This is a genomic window from Pseudorhizobium tarimense (assembly GCF_022968135.1).
In the GTDB taxonomy this organism is placed as follows: Bacteria; Pseudomonadota; Alphaproteobacteria; order Rhizobiales; family Rhizobiaceae; genus Neorhizobium; species Neorhizobium tarimense.
Window position 1 is genome coordinate 36029 of record NZ_JALJRA010000025.1, and the last position, 16222, is coordinate 52250.

Below are 16222 nucleotides of genomic sequence, written 5' to 3' on the forward strand. Positions count from 1 at the left end.
CGAAACTATCTGAGTTTTCCGAAACGTCCAGTGGGCATAGCTTCTTCTCAAAGAACTTCAATCGCCGGAGCTGACAATGTCTTACTCGTCGAACGCTGACATCGAGCAGGTTATCTTGCCATCGACCCGAGACCTCGGAGGCTTCTCTGTGCGCCGCGCCTTGCCAGCCGCTATGCGGCAAATGGTCGGGCCGTTCGTCTTCCTCGACAGCTTCGGCCCGGTGCGCTTCGGTGCGGGCGAAGGGATCGATACACGCCCTCACCCGCATATCGGCCTCTCGACGCTCACCTACCTGCTGGAAGGCGAACTTCTGCACCGTGACAGCGAAAGCTACGTCCAGTCGATCACCCCCGGCGAGGTCAATCTAATGATTGCCGGCGCTGGCATCGTCCATTCCGAGCGCACTCCAGAGCACATCCGCAAAGACGGCGGAAGACTTTCTGGATTGCAAAGCTGGATAGCACTTCCGAAGCGGTCTGAAGCGACGGCGCCTCTTTTCCAGCACATCGGCGCTGGCGAACTGCCGACAGTCAACGGCGAGGGCATCAATATGAAGCTTCTCGCAGGAAGCCTGCATGGCCGTCGTTCCCCTGCCACCACGTTTTCGGATCTCTTCTCCGCGGAAATCCAGCTTGAGGCTAGGGCTCGCTACAGGATCGATGGCGAGCATATCGAACGAGCCATTTTCGTTGTTAGTGGCGCCATTGAGATTGTGGGGCAGGACGGCACGCACGGCCCTGATCGTCTCATCGTCTTCAAACCTGGCGCAGAAATCGTTGTGAAGGCAAGCAAGCCTGCCCGTTTCCTCGCATTCGGCGGGGAGCCACTTCCCGAAAAGCGGTTCATTCGCTGGAACTTTGTCGCGACGGATCAGGATCGCATTCGTCATGCCGCTGATCTGTGGCGCGAACGGCAGTTTCCCGGCGTCCCGGGCGACGATGAATTTATTCCCCTCCCCGACAACTTCAACTGACATCACTCAACAAAGGAGAACTACCATGACCACTTATGCAATCATCGGATCTGGCGCTATCGGTTCCGCACTTGCCGAGCGCTTCCATGCCGCCGGCGTCGATGCAGTTATCGCAAACACGCGAGGTCCAGCCTCGCTTCAGTCCATCACTGACAAGTTCGGCGGCACGGTCAAGGCTGTTGAACTCGACCATGCCCTTCTGTCTGACGTGCTTATCCTTGCAGTCCCGTATGATGCCGTTCCAGAAGTTGCCAAGAGAAAGTTGTCGTGGGAAGGCCGTACGATCGTCGACGCCACGAACGCCATCGATTTCCCCGCTTTCAAACCCCGCGACCTGGGTGGCCGACTGTCGTCGGAAATCGTGGCCGAGCATTTTCCAGGCGCCGAACTCGTGAAGGCATTCAACACATTGCCTGCCGCGGTGCTTGCGGCCGACCCCGTCAAGCCGAGCGGGAAGCGTGTTGTCTTTCTCTCGGGCAATTTTCCTGAAGCCAGCAGAAAGGTTTCCGAACTGATCACACGTTTGGGATTTGCACCATCTGACCTTGGAAGCTTCAAGGCCTCCGGCTCGTTGCAGCATTTTGGGCAGCCGCTGGTTGCGCTCACCCTGCTGAAGGACGGCTGACAACGTCACCAATCGATGAATTCGAACGTAACAGATCAATTTATGCTGCTTTTATCGAATGATAGAAAAGCAGATGTTGTCTCCATCGAATTCAGCCATCCCAACGGAGCAAAGCAAATGACCAAAGTTCTCGTCCTCTACTACTCGTCCTACGGCCATATCGAGACGATGGCAGGCTCGATCGCGGAAGGCGCGAGAAGCGCCGGCGCCGAAGTAACAATCAAGCGCGTCCCAGAAACCGTTCCGCTTGACGTCGCCGAAAAGGCTCACTTCAAGATCAACCAGGACGCCCCGATTGCGACAGTCGCCGAACTGGCCGACTATGACGCCATCGTCGTCGGTACAGGCACACGCTTCGGCCGGATGTCGTCTCAGATGGCGGCGTTCCTCGATCAGGCCGGTGGCCTGTGGGCTCGTGGTGCTCTGAACGGTAAGGTGGGCGCTGCGTTCGCGTCCACCGGGACCCAGCACGGCGGCCAGGAAACCACCCTGTTTTCGATCATCACCAACCTCATGCACTTCGGGATGATCATTGTTGGCCTCCCCTACAGCCACCAAGGACAGATGAGCAGTGAAGAAATTGTCGGCGGCGCTCCTTATGGGGCAACGACCGTAGCCGGTGGCGACGGGTCGCGCCAGCCTTCGCAGATCGATCTCGCTGGTGCCTTCCACCAGGGCGAGATCGTCGCCCGCACTGCAGCTGCTCTCGTCGCTGCCCGCAACTAAACCCGCCTAAATCGCTCTTAAAATTCAGCTCCAACCAGACCAGCCGATTGCGATCGGCTGGTCTGGAGAAGTCATGTCCTCGCTTTTCTCAAACAAGGTCGTCGCGGTCACCGGTGCAGGTTCCGGGATCGGTCGAGCGATAGCAGTCGGGCTCGCTCGCGACGGCGCGACGGTGCACCTGGCTGATCGCGATGCCGGCGGGCTAGCACAAACAGCAGAGCTCATTCGAAAAGACGACGGTCGGGCGTTCACAACCGAACTCGATGTGGCCAGCGAGCTCCAGGTCGTCGGATGGATCGAGGCGATCAGTTCGAAATCCAGCCGTCTCGATGCTGCCTTCAACAATGCGAGGATTACCGGCCCGGCGAAGCGCATCGAAGACTATGATCTTGAGGATTTTCAACGGGTGATCGCCGTCAATCTGCAGAGCGTCTTTCTCGGGATGAAGCACCAGATCCCGCTGATCAAGCGCAGCGGCGGTGGTTCTATCCTTAACACGGCTTCCGTCGCCGCTTCGACGGGGCCGGGAGGCATGAGTGCCTATGCCGCCTCCAAACATGGCGTTCAGGGCCTGACCCGGGTTGTCGCGATGGGAAATGCAGCCCACGGCATCCGCGTCAATGCGATCGCGCCGGGCTGGACTGAAACGCCGATGGTTGGCGAACAGCCAACAAAACCCGGCTTTTGCGGCACTCGCTCAGAACGCCATTCCTGCCAAACGCGGCGGCAGGCCGGAGGAAATCGCGGCCGCAGCAATCTGGCTTGCCTCCGACGCCGCCTCCTATGTCACCGGACACATGCTGACCGTCGATGGCGGCATGACCATCGGTGGCTTTGAACTCTGACAACGAACCTCGAAAGGATTATTCCATGTCAGACGTCATGAAACCTCATCTGAAGCATCGAAAGCAATCGTCCGCCGCAACACACTCGAAGTCCAGTCCGGCGGAGACTTCGAACTTTTCGACGAGCTTTTCGCCGACGACTTCCTGGACCACACGCCGCAGCCGGGAGGAACGCCAGACAAGGAGGGCGCTCGTCGTCTCTATCACGCGCTGCGCGGGGCTTTCCCCGACTTCCACGCCGAGATCCACTGGCAGGCCGTCGATGGCGATATCGTCACCACCTTCAAGACCTACCACGGTACCCATCAGGGCGTCGTTCTGGGGATCGAGCCAACCGGTCGCAAGATCAAGTTCGAGACGGTCGGCGCCATGCGCATTCGCGACGGCAAGATCGCCGAGCATTGGGGTGTGGCCAATCTCTACTACCTTCTACAGCAGCTAGACGCCCTGCCTCCTTCGGCGCCGAAAATCCCTGAAGTGTAAGGACGGGTGTCATGACCAAAACTAACATTCTCGATGGCAAAGTCGTCATCGTAACCGGTGCATCGAGCGGCATTGGCCGTGCGATCGCCATCCGTGCTGCCGAACACGGCGCCAAAGCCGTCATTGTCTCTGACGTTGTCGAGGCACCCCGGGAAGGCGGCGAACCCACTGCTTCCGAGATCCGGAAGCTCGGAGCGCAGTCGATGTTTGTCAAAGCAGATGTTAGCCGCAAGGCTGACAACGACGCCTTGGTGGCCGCTGCTGAAGAATTTGGCGGCGTCGATGTTATGGTTGCCAACGCCGGGATCACGCTGAAGACAGACGGCGCAGAGGTTCCCGAAGACGATTTCCGGCGCCTGATGTCTGTCAATCTCGATGGCCCGCTGTTTGGCGCGCAGGCAGCTGCACGTCAGATGAAGGCGCTTAACAAGCAGGGTAGCATTGTCCTCATGGCGAGCATGGGCGGGATCTCTGGCGCCGGCATCACCGTCGCCTATTCGACGAGCAAAGGCGGTGTTGTGCTGATGGCCAAATCATTGGCCGATGCTCTTGGCCCCGACGGTATCCGCGTCAATGCAGTCGCACCCGGCACCATCGACACAGAGCTTCTTCGCACCAACCCCGGTATCGCCCAGGCCTCCGAGGGCTTCCGCCAGAGGACACCGCTGCGGCGGCTTGGCAAACCGGCCGAAGTCGGAGATGCTGTCGCTTTTCTAGGCTCGGACCTGTCGAGCTACGTATCAGGCACCGCGCTCCTGGTGGACGGAGGGCTGCTCGCCGTCATTTAATTTCTCGACCCTCCAGTCGGACCCGCGCCCTCGCAGCGCGGGTTTTTCTTTGTCCTCATCGTTCGAATTTATCGACGAAAATCAGCGATATTATCCAGCTTTTTCGTTTGATCGAATAATGGCAATTTCTTCTCACAACGCAGCCACGGTGGCTACGCTCCAACTCAAGGAAAACGTCCATGTCTTATTCCGATACAATCGCCCAGCGCGCTGAAACCCTTTCGAAGTCTGCTCTCGTCCATGGTGTAACCCCGCTCGTCGGCCGTGTACTTCTGGCAGCAATCTTCCTCATCTCTGGCATCAGCAAGATTTCCGACCCGGCCGGCACCATTGGCTATATCAACATGGTCGGCCTGCCCTTCCCGTCGCTGTCCTACGGCGCGGCCGTATTGACTGAGATCGTCGGCAGCATCGCCCTGATCCTCGGCTTCCAGACCCGCATCGTCGCCCTGATCCTTGCCCTGTTTAGCGTTGCCACGGCATTGACGTTCCACAACAACCTCAGCGACCTCAACCAGTTCATCCACTTCTTCAAGAACATCGCAATGGCCGGCGGCATGCTCCAGGTCGTGGCGTTCGGCGCGGGCCGTTTCAGCCTCGACGCCCGCCGCTAATCGAGCCACCCGATCACAGGAAAAGCCCGGACCATTGTTCGGGCTCAGACTGCTGACAAAGTCCTCTTTGCCTTTGCTGGCGCTACTTCGACTCCGATCTGTTCTCTTTTCGATTCAGAGACGTTCCGTGAATCCTTGTCCTTGAGAAGGTGGGGCGGGGTTTGTCATCAAGCTGAGCCCGGACCATTGTCCGGGCTTCTCGCGTTTTTACTTACCCCATTCCGGACCGCCATCGGTGCAAGTCTGTCCACCATCGACCGGCAGGACAATTCCGGTGATCCAGGCAGCGTCATCACTGGCAAGAAATGCGACCGCCGAGGCAATCTCTTCAGGTTGGCCTGCCCGGCGCAACGGGATCCGGTCCCACGCCTTTTCTAGCAGCGCGTCATCATCCATGATCGCTTCCACCATCCCCGTAACCGTAAGTCCGGGCGCCACTGTATTGGCTCTGACGCCGAACTTGCCGAGGTCACAGGCCGCTGAGCGGGTTAGATTAGCAACCCCACCCTTTGCAGCATTATAGGCCGCATGGCTCCAGCCGCCGCCAAGGGATGAGACGGAGCCGATGTTGACGATCGAACCCCTACTCTCCTTCAGATGCGGAACCGCGGCGCGGCTCATGTAAAAGACGCCGGAAAGGTCGGAGGCAATACACTCGTCCCAATCCTGGTCGCTGGTCTCCTCGATGGTACCGACGAGATTCATACCTGCAGCATTGACGACGGTGTCGATGCGGCCGAACCGCTCGACCGTCGCTGCGACAAGGGCGTCGCAGTCCGGACGGGAGGAAACGTTTGCGACAAAGATGCCACTGCGGTCGGCCGGCATCTTCGAGGCAGCTTCCGACAACCGCTTCTCGGTTCTGCCGGAGATCATCACGGACGCTCCTTCGTCAAGAAACCGGTTGGCAATGGCGGCGCCGATACCGGAACCACCGCCCGTTACGATTGCTACTTTTCCATCAAATCGCTTTGACATGACACACTCCTTCGTTCTCCGTGGCGAAAGCCGCGGCAGTGTCGGTTTCGTGTTTGGGTTTGACTGGATTAGTTCAGTTTGTCGGGAAGTCGGCGGAACGAGACAAAGCTTCCCAGGCAAGGACGTTCGCCTTCAGATCCTCCGCCTTCTTTAGAGCTGCGTCTGCGGCATCATTGCCAAGCGGAAGATGGTGAGGAGGCTGTTCAGCCAGCACGGCTTCCCGGATCGCCTTCGCCGCGCGCGCGGGGTCACCGGCCTGCTTTCCGACCGATGCGTGGTAAGCACGGCGCGCCTCGCCCGCTGTCGCCTCGTAATCCTCAATGGACGCGGAGACCTCGTTCGACGAGCCTGCCCATTCCGTCCGGAACGCGCTTGGCTCGACGGTCATGACGTTAACCCCGAGTGGGGCAACTTCTTTTCGGAGCGTATCCGACAGGCCCTCCACCGCAAATTTGGTGGCGCAGTAGTAGCCAACGCCGGTGTAGCCAACAAGGCCGCCGATTGATGTCAGATTGACAATCGTACCACTGCGGCGGGCTCGCATATGCGGAAGCACCGAATGGATCGTGTTGGCGGTACCGAAGAAATTGACATCAAACAGGCGGCGGGCGTCGGCTTCGGCGGTTTCCTCAATGGCGCCGAAGAAACCGATCCCGGCATTGTTGATCAGGACGTCAATGCGGCCGAAATGCGCTTCTGCAGCGTCTACAACCTTCTGGCACTGATCCCGATCGATGACGTCGAGCGGGAGGATCAGGGCATCGCCCTTCTGCTCAAGATCCGCGATTTTGTCAGTCTTGCGAGCCGTCACCACGACCTTTTCACCGGCTTCCAGCAGGTGTTCCGCGATGTAACGACCGAAGCCTGTAGAGCATCCGGTTACGAGCCAGACCTTGGGGTTTTGCGTTCTCATTTCATATACTCCTTTGTGTTTCAGACCTGCGGGGACCGTTGCTGGTAGCCGCAGATTTCCACGTCTTCGACGCACAGGTCCGGGACCTTCGCCATAAAGGCTTCGACGTAAGGCGTGCTCATATGAAGTTTGAAGTCAGAGGTGTGCCGCCAGTCTTCGAGCACCATCCACACGTCGGGAACGTCATTGGACTGGTGGATCTCGTAGCGTAGGCAGCCTTCCTCGTTGCGGGACGGAGCGACGAGCTGAAGCAGTTCGTCACCCAGATCTCGTGAGCGGCCCGGCTTCGCGGTGAAGTAGGCCACATTGGTGAGGTCAGCCATTTCGGGTCTCCTTCTGGGTTAGGGCAACACCCGCATAGTTACGGCATGCCTAGAAAAGATCTGCCGCGGCTTTGCGGGAGCTGTCGTGATCTTGCGCTTTTCAGACGCCGTTGATCGCTACGATGCGCGATGCGGCCGCAGCCTGCCGCTGAGCGGCCAACGGCGCGTATTCAGGCGATGCGAAAAGCTGACGGATCGAATCTTTGTCCGGAAATTCGATGATGAGCATGTTAGTGGCAGTCCAGCCTTCCAACTCCAGAGGGCTTTCATCGATGGCGATGAGCTTGCCGCCGGCTTTGGCGACGAGCGGCAATGCCTTCGACCGGTAGTCTTCGATCGACTTCATGTCGTGGATGTCGAGATCGACGATAAGATAGGCAGACATAAGATTTTCCTTTCCTGTTGAGTTTGTGGCTTGTGGGCCTCGTATCGCTGTCAGGGTAGATGGCGCCACTTGACCATGCGGTCTTTGAGATCGAGTGTGCCGCCATCGACGGTGAACGTGCCGTCACCGCGGTGATGCATCATTCGACGCTCTTTTCGGTTCTCGTTGATCCAGATCCTCGTCGCCTCAAGGATGAAGAGGTTGTAGGGATCGCAGAGCCGCGTATCGACGACCCGACATTCGATGTTGGCCAGGCAGTCGGAGAGGAGTGGCGCTGATACGTCCTTGGCAGGTCGTGTCTTAAGTCCGTACCTCTGGAATTTGTTCACCCGATCGCCCGAGCAGTTGCCGACGTCGACCACGGTTTCGGCAAGATCGAGACCGGGGACAGCGATGACACATGCTGCGGTTTTGCGGAGAGCCTGGTAGCTGTGATCCCACGGCCCAATGACACAACCGATCAGTGGCGGGTCATGCTGGATCATCATATGGAAGCCCATCGTCATCACGTTGGGCTTGCCGTTATCATTCGTGGAGACCATGACGATCGGGCCGGGCTCCAGAACCCGATAAGCTTGAAATGCGGGTAATTCCTTCATGACAATCTCCCTTGAGAGGTCCCTGCATTGAGGCAGGGACCTCTCAAGGGCCGGTCTGTTACCAACCCTGGTCCACTGGCAGCACGAACAGCTCGGCGACATCGACATGAGCCGGGGCCTGGGCTGCGAAGACGATGGTGTCGCCGATATCCTCGCCCTGGAGGAAGGTCATCTGCGTGGCCAGCTCATCCATCTGCTTGCGATAACCAGGATCGGTGATGTGATCGTAGAGCTCGGTGGCAACGGCGCCCGGCTGGATGCAGGTGACGCGAATGCCGTGCTTCTGACCAACTTCCCTACGCAGGCCATCAGAGAAAGCCGTGACCGCATGTTTTGTCGCGCAGTAGACCGACAGACCCTTGAAGACCTTGCGGCCAGCGATCGAGGACATGTTGAACACGTGGCCGGAATGCTGCTTGATCATCTGGGGCAAAACGGCGGCGGTCGTGTTGAGGAGGCCCTTCACGTTCACGTCCACCATTCGCTGCCACTCGTCGACCTTGAACTGGTCGATATCGGAGAGTGGCATCAGGCCGGCATTGTTGACGAGGAGGTCAATCGAGCCGTAGGCGTCGATAAGCTTTTTGACACCCGCGTCGACCGAGGCCGTATCGACGACGTCCATTTCGAAAGCAAGAGCCTCGCCGCCTTTAGCTTCGATCTGCTTCTTGAGATCTTCGAGTTTGTCGGTACGGCGGGCAGCGATGCCGACCTTTGCGCCTGCTTCGGCGAGCTTGACGGCGGTAGCAGCGCCAATGCCGCTCGACGCCCCGGTGACCAGTGCGATCTTTCCGTTGAGGTTGGTCATTGTTCTTACTCCTTGTCTTGAAGCCCACAACCGCGGTGGGCGTTTGGTTTTGACAAGGAGGAATTTAGGCCGACCGCCGACACCCTTCTCTCGGGCTCTTGCTCGGCCTGTCGCGATCTTGCTCGAAAACGCGACCGGTAAAAAACTAGCCGCGCCGATAGTGACTCGGCGGCAAGCCAGTTTCGCGACGGAAGACCTGGGCGAAATGGCTAGGGCTCGCATAGCCGACGGACATGCCGATCTCGATGATGCTCGTATCGGTCTCCTGCAGGAGAAGCTGTGCCCTGGCTATGCGCTGACGGATTAAATAGCGCGAGGGCGAGAGCCCGGTTGCCTTCTTGAACAGACGGCTTAAATGGAATTCGCTCATGCCCACCGTTTCGGCGAGCTGAGCAAGATTGAACGGCTCTGCCAGCTTTTCTTCGAGGTGAGCGACAGCGCGACGAAGCTTGAAGCCGGGAAGTGCGTTCTGACGATCGTCGGGAGCTTCACTGGAGGCATAGTTTCGGATGAGATGCACGGCGAGTGTCTGGGCAAGGCCCTGGATGAACAGCTGGCTCCCCTTCCCTTCCGACGTAAGCTCCTGGTGAATCAGTGAAAGAAGATGCGACAGCTGCGTGTCCTTACCTCCGGAAATGTCGCGGAGTGCAGGAGGAGCAGCACATCCCAGCACGTCGTAGGCGACGCGCTCGAAAAGCGGAACAGAGAGATAAAGGTGCATGACCTGGAAAGGTGCTTCTCCGATCGCGCGCCAGCGCATCTCGTAGGGGGTGGGAGAGCGGGTCAGAAAGAAATCGCCAAGGGTCACGGTGTTGGCTACCCATTCTCCGTCGAGGTCACGCTCCTCAACCACCGCCTCGCCTGACATCACCCAGACGATCAATGGTTCGCGGACGGCTGGAACGAGAAAGGGCTCCTGCTTGTTCAGACGGGAATAGACCTTCACAAACATGTCATTCCAAGCCGGACTATCGCCACTGATAAGCGTACGACCCGCTATGTACCGTTCAAGCCCAAGCGGGGACGTCCGCTCGGGCTTTGCAGTCATCTCATCCAGGTCAGGCACGAGGGCCGATGGGTAAATGGGTTGCCCGCTGACGGCCGGGATTGGGGGCAAAGTGTTTTCATGGACTGGTTCGATGTTTGCCAATGCGGACCCTCTCTACAAACGAGGAAAGCTGCGCGGATTGCCTCAGTAGTCAATGAAACATGTCTCGGTTCACATCTCCGCCCACAACCACCATCAATGATGCAATGCAGCATTTTGTTTCGTCCGACAGACAAATGATGCCAGTCTCTTCAGCCTCCTTGAGGCAAATGAAATCCGAGTCCACCGCACACGTAAGGATTTCCGGGCTTTTCCTGCTACGCGGCAGGCTTACGGAAGCGTCGTTTCTAAGAAGCGAACGCAAAGTAGCGCCCTTTCCCGGTAGTGTTCGAATGAACGTGACCGCTGCACGGCTGAACATGATCCACTCCATAGTTTGTCTGTTTGCGCAAGCATCGCCCCGGACGATCGAAGAGCGGTACAATGACGCTCCAATGAGATTGCCTGATCCTACACAAGCGAATGTTTGGCGCCTGAAGCAAGATCTGCAGGCCGGGTAGCCGCATCGCAAAACGGCTGGGATTAAAGTCTACTCCATCTTTCGGACGGAGCACCTAAGCGATCCTCGATGATCATGAAGCGCTGTCAGCAGTCTGCTTTTCGTTGAATAAAGAGATCCGCTGATGGGCAATCAACAGCGCTTTTTCGATCAATGGATAGCCAGCATAGGGGATGATGTTGAAGAGCGTTTCGATAATCTCTTCTGGGTCGGCCCCGAGATTAAGAGCGGCATCGACATGCACACCAAGCGGCTTTTCTGCCGCGACGGTTCCTTGAGCGGCGAGTGCAGAGATCGCACTGAGCTCCCTCCATTTGGGGTCAAGCGCCGGACGGGAAAAGATATCACCGTAGCAATGGGCAACGATTAGTCTTCCCAAACCCGGGGCAATATCCTTGAAACTGTCGACCACACCAGCGCCGAACCCTCCTGATGTTGCGGCCAGAGTTGCCGCGCCTCGCTCGAAGCGATCGTCGTCATCTTCGGTGGTATCAACCCTTTCCTGGGCATTCGCTTGTGGGCGTTCGGAAGCCGCGAAAATGTCCCTTGCTCTGCCGGCAGCGTTGAGGGCTGCAGGGAACCCGGAATAGACGCTCAGTTGGATAACCATTTCGACGATGTCGCTATGGGTTGCACCCGCAGCCAGCGCTGACGCGAGGTGGGCATCGAAGCTTGCCCCCGCTTTTCCGCGCGCCGCAAGCATCGCAGCGGACGCAAGGTGGGCAAGCCTCGGCTCCAGATGCACGGAGCAGAAGATCTCTTGGTCAAGGACCTGTTCGCGCCATTTCGGGAACTCGGGCGCAATTTGATAGAGGATAGTGAGACGGTCAGACGAGATCTGGGGGATGGCCGGTGCAGACTGAGCCTCCATGGCATTTTTGCTTTCGCCCCGGCCGGCGAGTAGATCGCGAACGATGGGAACAGCGTTGATCGCCGTCGGGAACCCGAGCAGACCTGCGGAAATAAACAACAGGTCGACAACATCATCGGCAGTTCCGCCGACATTCAACAATCCATTGAGGTGAAAAGACAGCTGAGATTGCGCGGATCCGTGGGCCAGCAACGTGGCAACGGTCACAATCTGGCGCGTTCGCAGATCAAGGCCATCGCGCGATAGCACATCGCCATAGGCGTATTGAACGGTGAACCGCGCGAGATCTTCTGAAAAGCGCGCAAGCTGACTTACTGGCCCCCCAAAATTCTCGCCCCCGATCTGTTTGAGAACGGCAAGACCACGAAGGTGTTTTTGCCTGTCTTCTGGCGAAGCCAAGTGCTCGAGCTGCTCTTCGATGTTGCTCATTATCGTCGCTTTCTTTTGATCTGGTTTTCAAGGATGCAGATGTTCTCATTAAGCGAAAGAATTGGACCACGCCGACATTGGATATGCCGGCGTGGTGTCCAGACTACGGCTTGCGATAGAGAACCATTCCCGCGTGGTACAGGACGCCATCGACAAAATCGCCGTCGGCAGTAAAGCCGGTATCGTCCCAGTACTCGATGTGGTCTCCCGACACCTCGTAGCGTCCTTGATACGAACTTTCGCGTCGGCCACGCGCCTCGTCGTAGCGGCCATTCGGGAGCAACTGGTGCCGGATGCGGCCGTCTGCGGTCTCCCACATGCCGACATAAGGGTGCGAAGGCGTTGCGGTCGTCATTGTGCCGCCTCCGTCTTGCCCAGGAAAGACTGAATCGTCTCGGGTTCGACGATCCAGGCGTAGTTCAGTTCATGCCGGATCTTCCATTTGCCACCAGTGCATTCCCAGCCCAGCTGCGAGCGACCATCGAAAGCGATCACCTTGCCGTCAAGGCGATCGATGCGGCCAACGAAGCCAAGAGTGGTCGAAGCAACTGTGTCGCCGACGATTGCGTCATGGCCTCCGGTCAACCCGTGGCGAACGGATCGAGCGGCATTTTGCAACGCCGCCCAGTTGGCGCCGTAGCGAGCGGAGTTGTCAAAGAGCTGTGTGCTGCCAGGCGCGAAATTGTCGTAGAAAACACCATTGGTGTTTTCCAAGTCGTAATATTTGTTCAGCTTTTCTGCGAACACGAATTTACCATCGCCTTCATGGCGCTCCCAGCCCTTCATGATCCAGTCGGCATGGAGCGCGAGAGGAGCCTCGGCGCCTTCCCGGGGGCACGCGCTATCCTGTGCAGCAACAGGTCCGGCGCAGATCCCCAGAGCCAATGCTGCTGCGAGCGTGATCTTGATGTTCGTCATTGGAATATCTCCTTCGATGATCGTTGTTTATTGCCTGCCGTGCTTTGCGAGATGCGTTTGTCGGCCGCGAGCAATAGGTAGACAAATTTGATTGTCGCTTTTATTTCCTTTCCGCTTACCTGATTGGTTAGCAGGATACGACAATGACATTCGACCTAAACCTGGTGCCAGTGTTTCTGGCGGTCGCCGAAGAGGGGAACTTCAGGGCCGCGGCCGAGCGCCTCGGCGTCACACGGTCCGCCGTCAGCCAAGGGATCAAACGGCTCGAGGATATTTGCGGCATCGCGCTAGTCAGTCGCACGACGCGCAGTGTGCGGCTGACGGAAGCGGGCAATCGCTTCCGTGAAGCCTTGGCGCAGCCGATAGCGGATGTTAAATCCGCATTCGAGAACGTGGCAGGTGACACCAGACCCAGCGGCTTGCTGCGGATAGCGGCCACCTCAATTGCGGAACGATTTCTGTCGGGCCCACTGATCGCATCCTTTGCGGAAGCCCATCCCGCTATCACCATCGATGTCACGGTGACCGATGACATCTTTGACATTGTAGCTGCCGGCTTCGATGCAGGGGTCCGGTTGGGTGATGTGATCGAGCGAGATATGATCGCGGTGCCACTGACCAAGGAAGAGAGAGAAGTAGTGGTCGCGACGCCGCGATATTTCGAGGTCCACGGAACACCCCGCCATCCTCGGGATCTGGTGCGTCATCGCTGTATAGGTTGGCGTCCGTCTCCAAGTGCTGCGCCGTATCGATGGGAGTTCGAGGAGGGAGGCATACCCTTCGATGTCGCCGTCGAGCCGCAAATCACCACAAACGATCTGTCTCTGATGGTACGGACCGCGCTCGCTGGCGGCGGTATCACATTCGCGCTGGAGGAGACGTTTCGCTCATATATCGATCGCGGTGAGTTGATCACGGCGTTGGACGACTATCTGCCGCCTTTTCCAGGGTTCTTCCTTTATTTCCCCGATCGCCGGAATATGGCGCCCAAGCTGCGCGCGCTCATTGACCACGTTCGTGCATACAGACTGGCGTCTTCCTAGCGGGAGCTGGCCCAGCCTAACGTGAGCGTCCGGCGAATGCATTTTGAGGTTTACGAGGCGCGGCTTAGGGCTTGCGGCTTAGCGCATCTGCCATGACAGGCTCGATCATCTCGGCATCACGCCGCCTTGTATCGGTCTTTCGCCGGCGCCACTGCCAGGGAAGCAAGTCCGCAAGTCGATCATTGGGGTGATCCTGGATCCGGGTCAGGACGTCTGTGAGATAGACCTCCGGATTGTGGCCATGGAGTTTGGCAGTCTCGATAATGGTCAGGATGTTGGCGATGCGCTCACCGCCCTTGTCTGATCCGGCGAAGAGCCAATTCTACCTTCCGATTCCGAGCGGACGCATGGCTCGTTCAGCGATGTTGTTATCGATTTCGACGCGGCCATCGTCGACGTAGACGCTTAGGGCTGCCCATCGAGAGAGGGCGTATCGCATTGCCTCGGCCAGCTTCTGCTTCTGTGGCAACGTCGAAAGCGTCTCTTCGATCCAGACCTTCAGTTCTTCCAGAATGGGCCTGGCGTGTTGTTGGCGCAGGGTACGTCGCTGGTCGGCCGGCATGCCGAAGATACGATCTCATATCGTAGAGAGCGCCGATGCGCGATAACGCTTCGTCAGCGATCGGCGATGGCTTCAGCTTGATCACGTCATGGAACTTGCGGCGCACATGCGCCATGCACGCGGCCTCGACGATCTGGTTGCCGTAGAGCTTCTTGTAACCCCCATAGCCATCGGCATGCATCACACCGCTGAAGTTTGCCAAGTGGTCAGCCGGATGGGCGCCCTTGCGGTCAGGGCTGTATTAATAGGCGATGGCTGCGGGAGTGGCGGATTGATAGCCACTGCCGTCAAAGACGTACACCCAGACCCTGCTGGTTTTTGTCTTGCCCCGCCCGGGATCAAGAACATCGACCAGGGTATCGTCCGTATGTATTCGGTCGAGTGCTGCGGTATGGGCCCGGATCAACAAAACGAGTGGTGTCAGCAATGCGGACACCCGGCCAAGGGAGCGGGAAATACCTTGGGGTTAAGCGGCCAGAGCAAACTTGGCTTGTTTGAGGCGGCCGTCTGCGACTGCGGCTCTGACTGAAGTATTGGATAAGCTGACCTTGGTGGCAGTCGATCTGCCGAGACCCGGCAGGTCCCAGGTCACCATCCTGAACTCCTTCGACAGGTCACGTACAGCATACTGCCAAACCGAATGATCCAGCGACCATCCATGGGTTAGAAGTAGGGTTGGTGCGCCTGCCGGACCATGGAAATACAGTTGCAGCGTCTCTCCCTCGGCACCAGTGATGACAACACCTTCCTCGCTTTCCTTCTTCATTGGATCAGTATCCGGCCGCGCCAACAAGAGTATGGTCGGCCATCTGCCCAGGAACGACCAGACCAGCAGAAAGCCGCCGCTCCACAGCCTCCAGTTTTCACGATGCACCGCGAACGTAGCGTCTGGCCTTTGAACCACCTCGCCTTGATACCAGGTCCAGAGCAGGTAGATCGAGGCTATGAGAATTAGCGTTGAGATGAGGGTGATCAGCGGGCGTAGCGGCGTCATCAGGTGCTCCAGATTTGCACCAAAAACTCGACCTAGACGACAAAGTTTCTTGTGCCAGCTACGCTTCGAGGCGCCCGGCACTTCTAGCTGTGGAGCCTCAATAGGTTGTCCCGGTTGAGACCGAGGCGACTGATGGATGTTTTTGAGTTTAAACTGCCGTGGGGCCGATGCCAATTGTACATATGGGTCCATTTGGGCAGATTCCATTTGCGATGCTGTGACGATGGGTATGAACAGGCGCACGCCCATTCCCGCAATGCAGTCTGGATAAAGCGCTCTGCCTTGGCGTTGGTCTTGGGCGTATAGGGTTTTCGTGCGGACGTGTTTGAGGCCAAGCGCCTTGCAGGCTTTGGCGAAGTCTTTCGCCACATAGCAGGAACCGTTGTCGGTCATCACGCGCGTGACCGTGATGCCGAGGCTGTCATGTTAGGCGACTGCGGCCTTGAGAAAGGCAATGGCGCTGACGGCCCTTTCATCCGGGAAGATGTCGGTGAAGGCGATGCGGGATGCGTCGTCGATGCCGACATGGACGTATTCCCATCCGATGCCGCAAGACTTGCTTTGGCCCGTCCTGTGGCCGGTGATCCGGTGTCCGACCCGCTCGAAGCGGCCGAGACGCTTGATGTCGAGATGGATCAGGCCGCCTGGCTGAGTATACTCGTGGAGTGCACCCCGTTTCGCCGGACATGTCGGCTAGTTTGATTTAGCCCTGATGAACTGCCGTGGGGAAGCCATCTT

Annotated in this window: 19 protein-coding genes and 3 pseudogenes; 8 read left to right on the top strand and 14 right to left on the bottom strand. The window is 58.1% G+C overall.

What is annotated here, in order from left to right; all coding sequences use genetic code 11:
- Nucleotides 1–76 precede the first annotated feature (76 nt).
- The 7 genes and pseudogenes from MUU54_RS22035 (at nt 77) to MUU54_RS22065 (ending at nt 5054) form a co-directional block, all read left to right on the top strand.
- Nucleotides 77–973 (top strand): pirin family protein, encoded by an 897-nt coding sequence (locus MUU54_RS22035; RefSeq protein ID WP_247246112.1) that lies wholly within the window; start codon nt 77–79, stop codon nt 971–973.
- A gap of 25 nt (nt 974–998) precedes the next feature.
- Complete coding sequence (locus tag MUU54_RS22040; protein WP_247246113.1) at nt 999–1598, top strand: NADPH-dependent F420 reductase; 600 nt, start codon at nt 999–1001, stop codon at nt 1596–1598.
- A 117-nt stretch (nt 1599–1715) separates the two neighbouring features.
- The gene (wrbA, locus tag MUU54_RS22045) at nt 1716–2324 is read left to right on the top strand and encodes an NAD(P)H:quinone oxidoreductase (RefSeq protein ID WP_247246114.1); all 609 of its coding nucleotides are present in this window, start codon (nt 1716–1718) and stop codon (nt 2322–2324) included.
- A 73-nt stretch (nt 2325–2397) separates the two neighbouring features.
- A pseudogene (locus tag MUU54_RS22050) lies at nt 2398–3169 on the top strand (SDR family NAD(P)-dependent oxidoreductase).
- A gap of 66 nt (nt 3170–3235) precedes the next feature.
- Nucleotides 3236–3652 carry an ester cyclase gene (locus tag MUU54_RS22055; RefSeq protein WP_247246129.1) on the top strand — a complete coding sequence of 139 codons (417 nt, stop codon included), beginning with the start codon at nt 3236–3238 and terminating at the stop codon, nt 3650–3652.
- 11 nt (nt 3653–3663) lie between these two features.
- On the top strand, nt 3664–4440 hold the full coding sequence (locus MUU54_RS22060) for an SDR family oxidoreductase (protein ID WP_247246115.1): 777 nt from the start codon (nt 3664–3666) through the stop codon (nt 4438–4440).
- 179 nt (nt 4441–4619) lie between these two features.
- Entirely contained in the window at nt 4620–5054 is a 435-nt protein-coding gene (locus MUU54_RS22065) for a DoxX family protein (RefSeq protein WP_247246116.1), read from the top strand.
- A 207-nt stretch (nt 5055–5261) separates the two neighbouring features.
- On the opposite strand, the gene budC is transcribed toward MUU54_RS22065, so the two are convergent.
- The 10 genes from budC to MUU54_RS22115 all read right to left on the bottom strand — a co-directional run bounded on the left by budC (nt 5262) and on the right by MUU54_RS22115 (nt 12885).
- On the bottom strand, nt 5262–6032 hold the full coding sequence (gene budC, locus MUU54_RS22070; protein ID WP_247246117.1) for a meso-2,3-butanediol dehydrogenase: 771 nt from the start codon (nt 6030–6032) through the stop codon (nt 5262–5264).
- A gap of 73 nt (nt 6033–6105) precedes the next feature.
- Complete coding sequence (locus MUU54_RS22075; RefSeq protein ID WP_247246118.1) at nt 6106–6945, bottom strand: oxidoreductase; 840 nt, start codon at nt 6943–6945, stop codon at nt 6106–6108.
- Between the two features lie 20 nt (nt 6946–6965).
- A complete protein-coding gene (locus tag MUU54_RS22080) occupies nt 6966–7268 on the bottom strand; it encodes a putative quinol monooxygenase (protein ID WP_247246119.1) in 303 nt (100 codons plus the stop codon).
- A gap of 100 nt (nt 7269–7368) precedes the next feature.
- Nucleotides 7369–7653 carry a DUF1330 domain-containing protein gene (locus MUU54_RS22085; RefSeq protein ID WP_247246120.1) on the bottom strand — a complete coding sequence of 95 codons (285 nt, stop codon included), beginning with the start codon at nt 7651–7653 and terminating at the stop codon, nt 7369–7371.
- 50 nt (nt 7654–7703) lie between these two features.
- Entirely contained in the window at nt 7704–8252 is a 549-nt protein-coding gene (locus tag MUU54_RS22090) for a flavin reductase family protein (protein WP_247246121.1), read from the bottom strand.
- 58 nt (nt 8253–8310) lie between these two features.
- On the bottom strand, nt 8311–9060 hold the full coding sequence (locus MUU54_RS22095) for an SDR family oxidoreductase (RefSeq protein ID WP_247246122.1): 750 nt from the start codon (nt 9058–9060) through the stop codon (nt 8311–8313).
- Between the two features lie 145 nt (nt 9061–9205).
- Nucleotides 9206–10210 carry a helix-turn-helix domain-containing protein gene (locus MUU54_RS22100; RefSeq protein ID WP_247246123.1) on the bottom strand — a complete coding sequence of 335 codons (1005 nt, stop codon included), beginning with the start codon at nt 10208–10210 and terminating at the stop codon, nt 9206–9208.
- Between the two features lie 530 nt (nt 10211–10740).
- On the bottom strand, nt 10741–11967 hold the full coding sequence (locus MUU54_RS22105; protein WP_247246124.1) for a carboxymuconolactone decarboxylase family protein: 1227 nt from the start codon (nt 11965–11967) through the stop codon (nt 10741–10743).
- A 103-nt stretch (nt 11968–12070) separates the two neighbouring features.
- Nucleotides 12071–12322 carry an Atu4866 domain-containing protein gene (locus MUU54_RS22110; protein WP_247246125.1) on the bottom strand — a complete coding sequence of 84 codons (252 nt, stop codon included), beginning with the start codon at nt 12320–12322 and terminating at the stop codon, nt 12071–12073.
- Complete coding sequence (locus MUU54_RS22115) at nt 12319–12885, bottom strand: invasion associated locus B family protein (protein WP_247246126.1); 567 nt, start codon at nt 12883–12885, stop codon at nt 12319–12321. Before MUU54_RS22115 ends, MUU54_RS22110 begins: the two co-directional genes overlap by 4 nt.
- 143 nt (nt 12886–13028) lie before the next feature.
- Here MUU54_RS22115 and MUU54_RS22120 point away from each other — a divergent pair, with 143 nt between their 5' ends.
- Entirely contained in the window at nt 13029–13928 is a 900-nt protein-coding gene (locus tag MUU54_RS22120; RefSeq protein WP_247246127.1) for a LysR family transcriptional regulator, read from the top strand.
- A 64-nt stretch (nt 13929–13992) separates the two neighbouring features.
- On the opposite strand, the gene MUU54_RS25105 is transcribed toward MUU54_RS22120, so the two are convergent.
- From MUU54_RS25105 to MUU54_RS22135, 4 genes and pseudogenes are all read right to left on the bottom strand, one after another.
- Nucleotides 13993–14211 (bottom strand): transposase domain-containing protein, encoded by a 219-nt coding sequence (locus MUU54_RS25105; protein ID WP_354532471.1) that lies wholly within the window; start codon nt 14209–14211, stop codon nt 13993–13995.
- A 39-nt stretch (nt 14212–14250) separates the two neighbouring features.
- A pseudogene (tnpC, locus tag MUU54_RS22125) lies at nt 14251–14926 on the bottom strand (IS66 family transposase).
- A 30-nt stretch (nt 14927–14956) separates the two neighbouring features.
- Entirely contained in the window at nt 14957–15484 is a 528-nt protein-coding gene (locus tag MUU54_RS22130; protein WP_247246128.1) for a hypothetical protein, read from the bottom strand.
- Nucleotides 15485–15567: 83 nt separating this feature from the next.
- A pseudogene (locus MUU54_RS22135) lies at nt 15568–16147 on the bottom strand (integrase core domain-containing protein); the annotation flags it as partial.
- Nucleotides 16148–16222 lie beyond the last annotated feature (75 nt).

Excerpts from the sequence above, each read along its gene's own strand:
- MUU54_RS22035 (WP_247246112.1), top strand. The coding sequence starts at position 77 with ATGTCTTACTCGTCGAACGCTGACATCGAGCAGGTTATCTTGCCATCG.
- MUU54_RS22040 (WP_247246113.1), top strand. The coding sequence starts at position 999 with ATGACCACTTATGCAATCATCGGATCTGGCGCTATCGGTTCCGCACTT.
- wrbA (WP_247246114.1), top strand. The coding sequence starts at position 1,716 with ATGACCAAAGTTCTCGTCCTCTACTACTCGTCCTACGGCCATATCGAG.
- MUU54_RS22060 (WP_247246115.1), top strand. The coding sequence starts at position 3,664 with ATGACCAAAACTAACATTCTCGATGGCAAAGTCGTCATCGTAACCGGT.
- MUU54_RS22065 (WP_247246116.1), top strand. The coding sequence starts at position 4,620 with ATGTCTTATTCCGATACAATCGCCCAGCGCGCTGAAACCCTTTCGAAG.
- budC (WP_247246117.1), bottom strand. The coding sequence starts at position 6,032 with ATGTCAAAGCGATTTGATGGAAAAGTAGCAATCGTAACGGGCGGTGGT.
- MUU54_RS22075 (WP_247246118.1), bottom strand. The coding sequence starts at position 6,945 with ATGAGAACGCAAAACCCCAAGGTCTGGCTCGTAACCGGATGCTCTACA.
- MUU54_RS22080 (WP_247246119.1), bottom strand. The coding sequence starts at position 7,268 with ATGGCTGACCTCACCAATGTGGCCTACTTCACCGCGAAGCCGGGCCGC.
- MUU54_RS22085 (WP_247246120.1), bottom strand. The coding sequence starts at position 7,653 with ATGTCTGCCTATCTTATCGTCGATCTCGACATCCACGACATGAAGTCG.
- MUU54_RS22090 (WP_247246121.1), bottom strand. The coding sequence starts at position 8,252 with ATGAAGGAATTACCCGCATTTCAAGCTTATCGGGTTCTGGAGCCCGGC.
- MUU54_RS22095 (WP_247246122.1), bottom strand. The coding sequence starts at position 9,060 with ATGACCAACCTCAACGGAAAGATCGCACTGGTCACCGGGGCGTCGAGC.
- MUU54_RS22105 (WP_247246124.1), bottom strand. The coding sequence starts at position 11,967 with ATGAGCAACATCGAAGAGCAGCTCGAGCACTTGGCTTCGCCAGAAGAC.
- MUU54_RS22110 (WP_247246125.1), bottom strand. The coding sequence starts at position 12,322 with ATGACGACCGCAACGCCTTCGCACCCTTATGTCGGCATGTGGGAGACC.
- MUU54_RS22115 (WP_247246126.1), bottom strand. The coding sequence starts at position 12,885 with ATGACGAACATCAAGATCACGCTCGCAGCAGCATTGGCTCTGGGGATC.
- MUU54_RS22120 (WP_247246127.1), top strand. The coding sequence starts at position 13,029 with ATGACATTCGACCTAAACCTGGTGCCAGTGTTTCTGGCGGTCGCCGAA.
- MUU54_RS22130 (WP_247246128.1), bottom strand. The coding sequence starts at position 15,484 with ATGACGCCGCTACGCCCGCTGATCACCCTCATCTCAACGCTAATTCTC.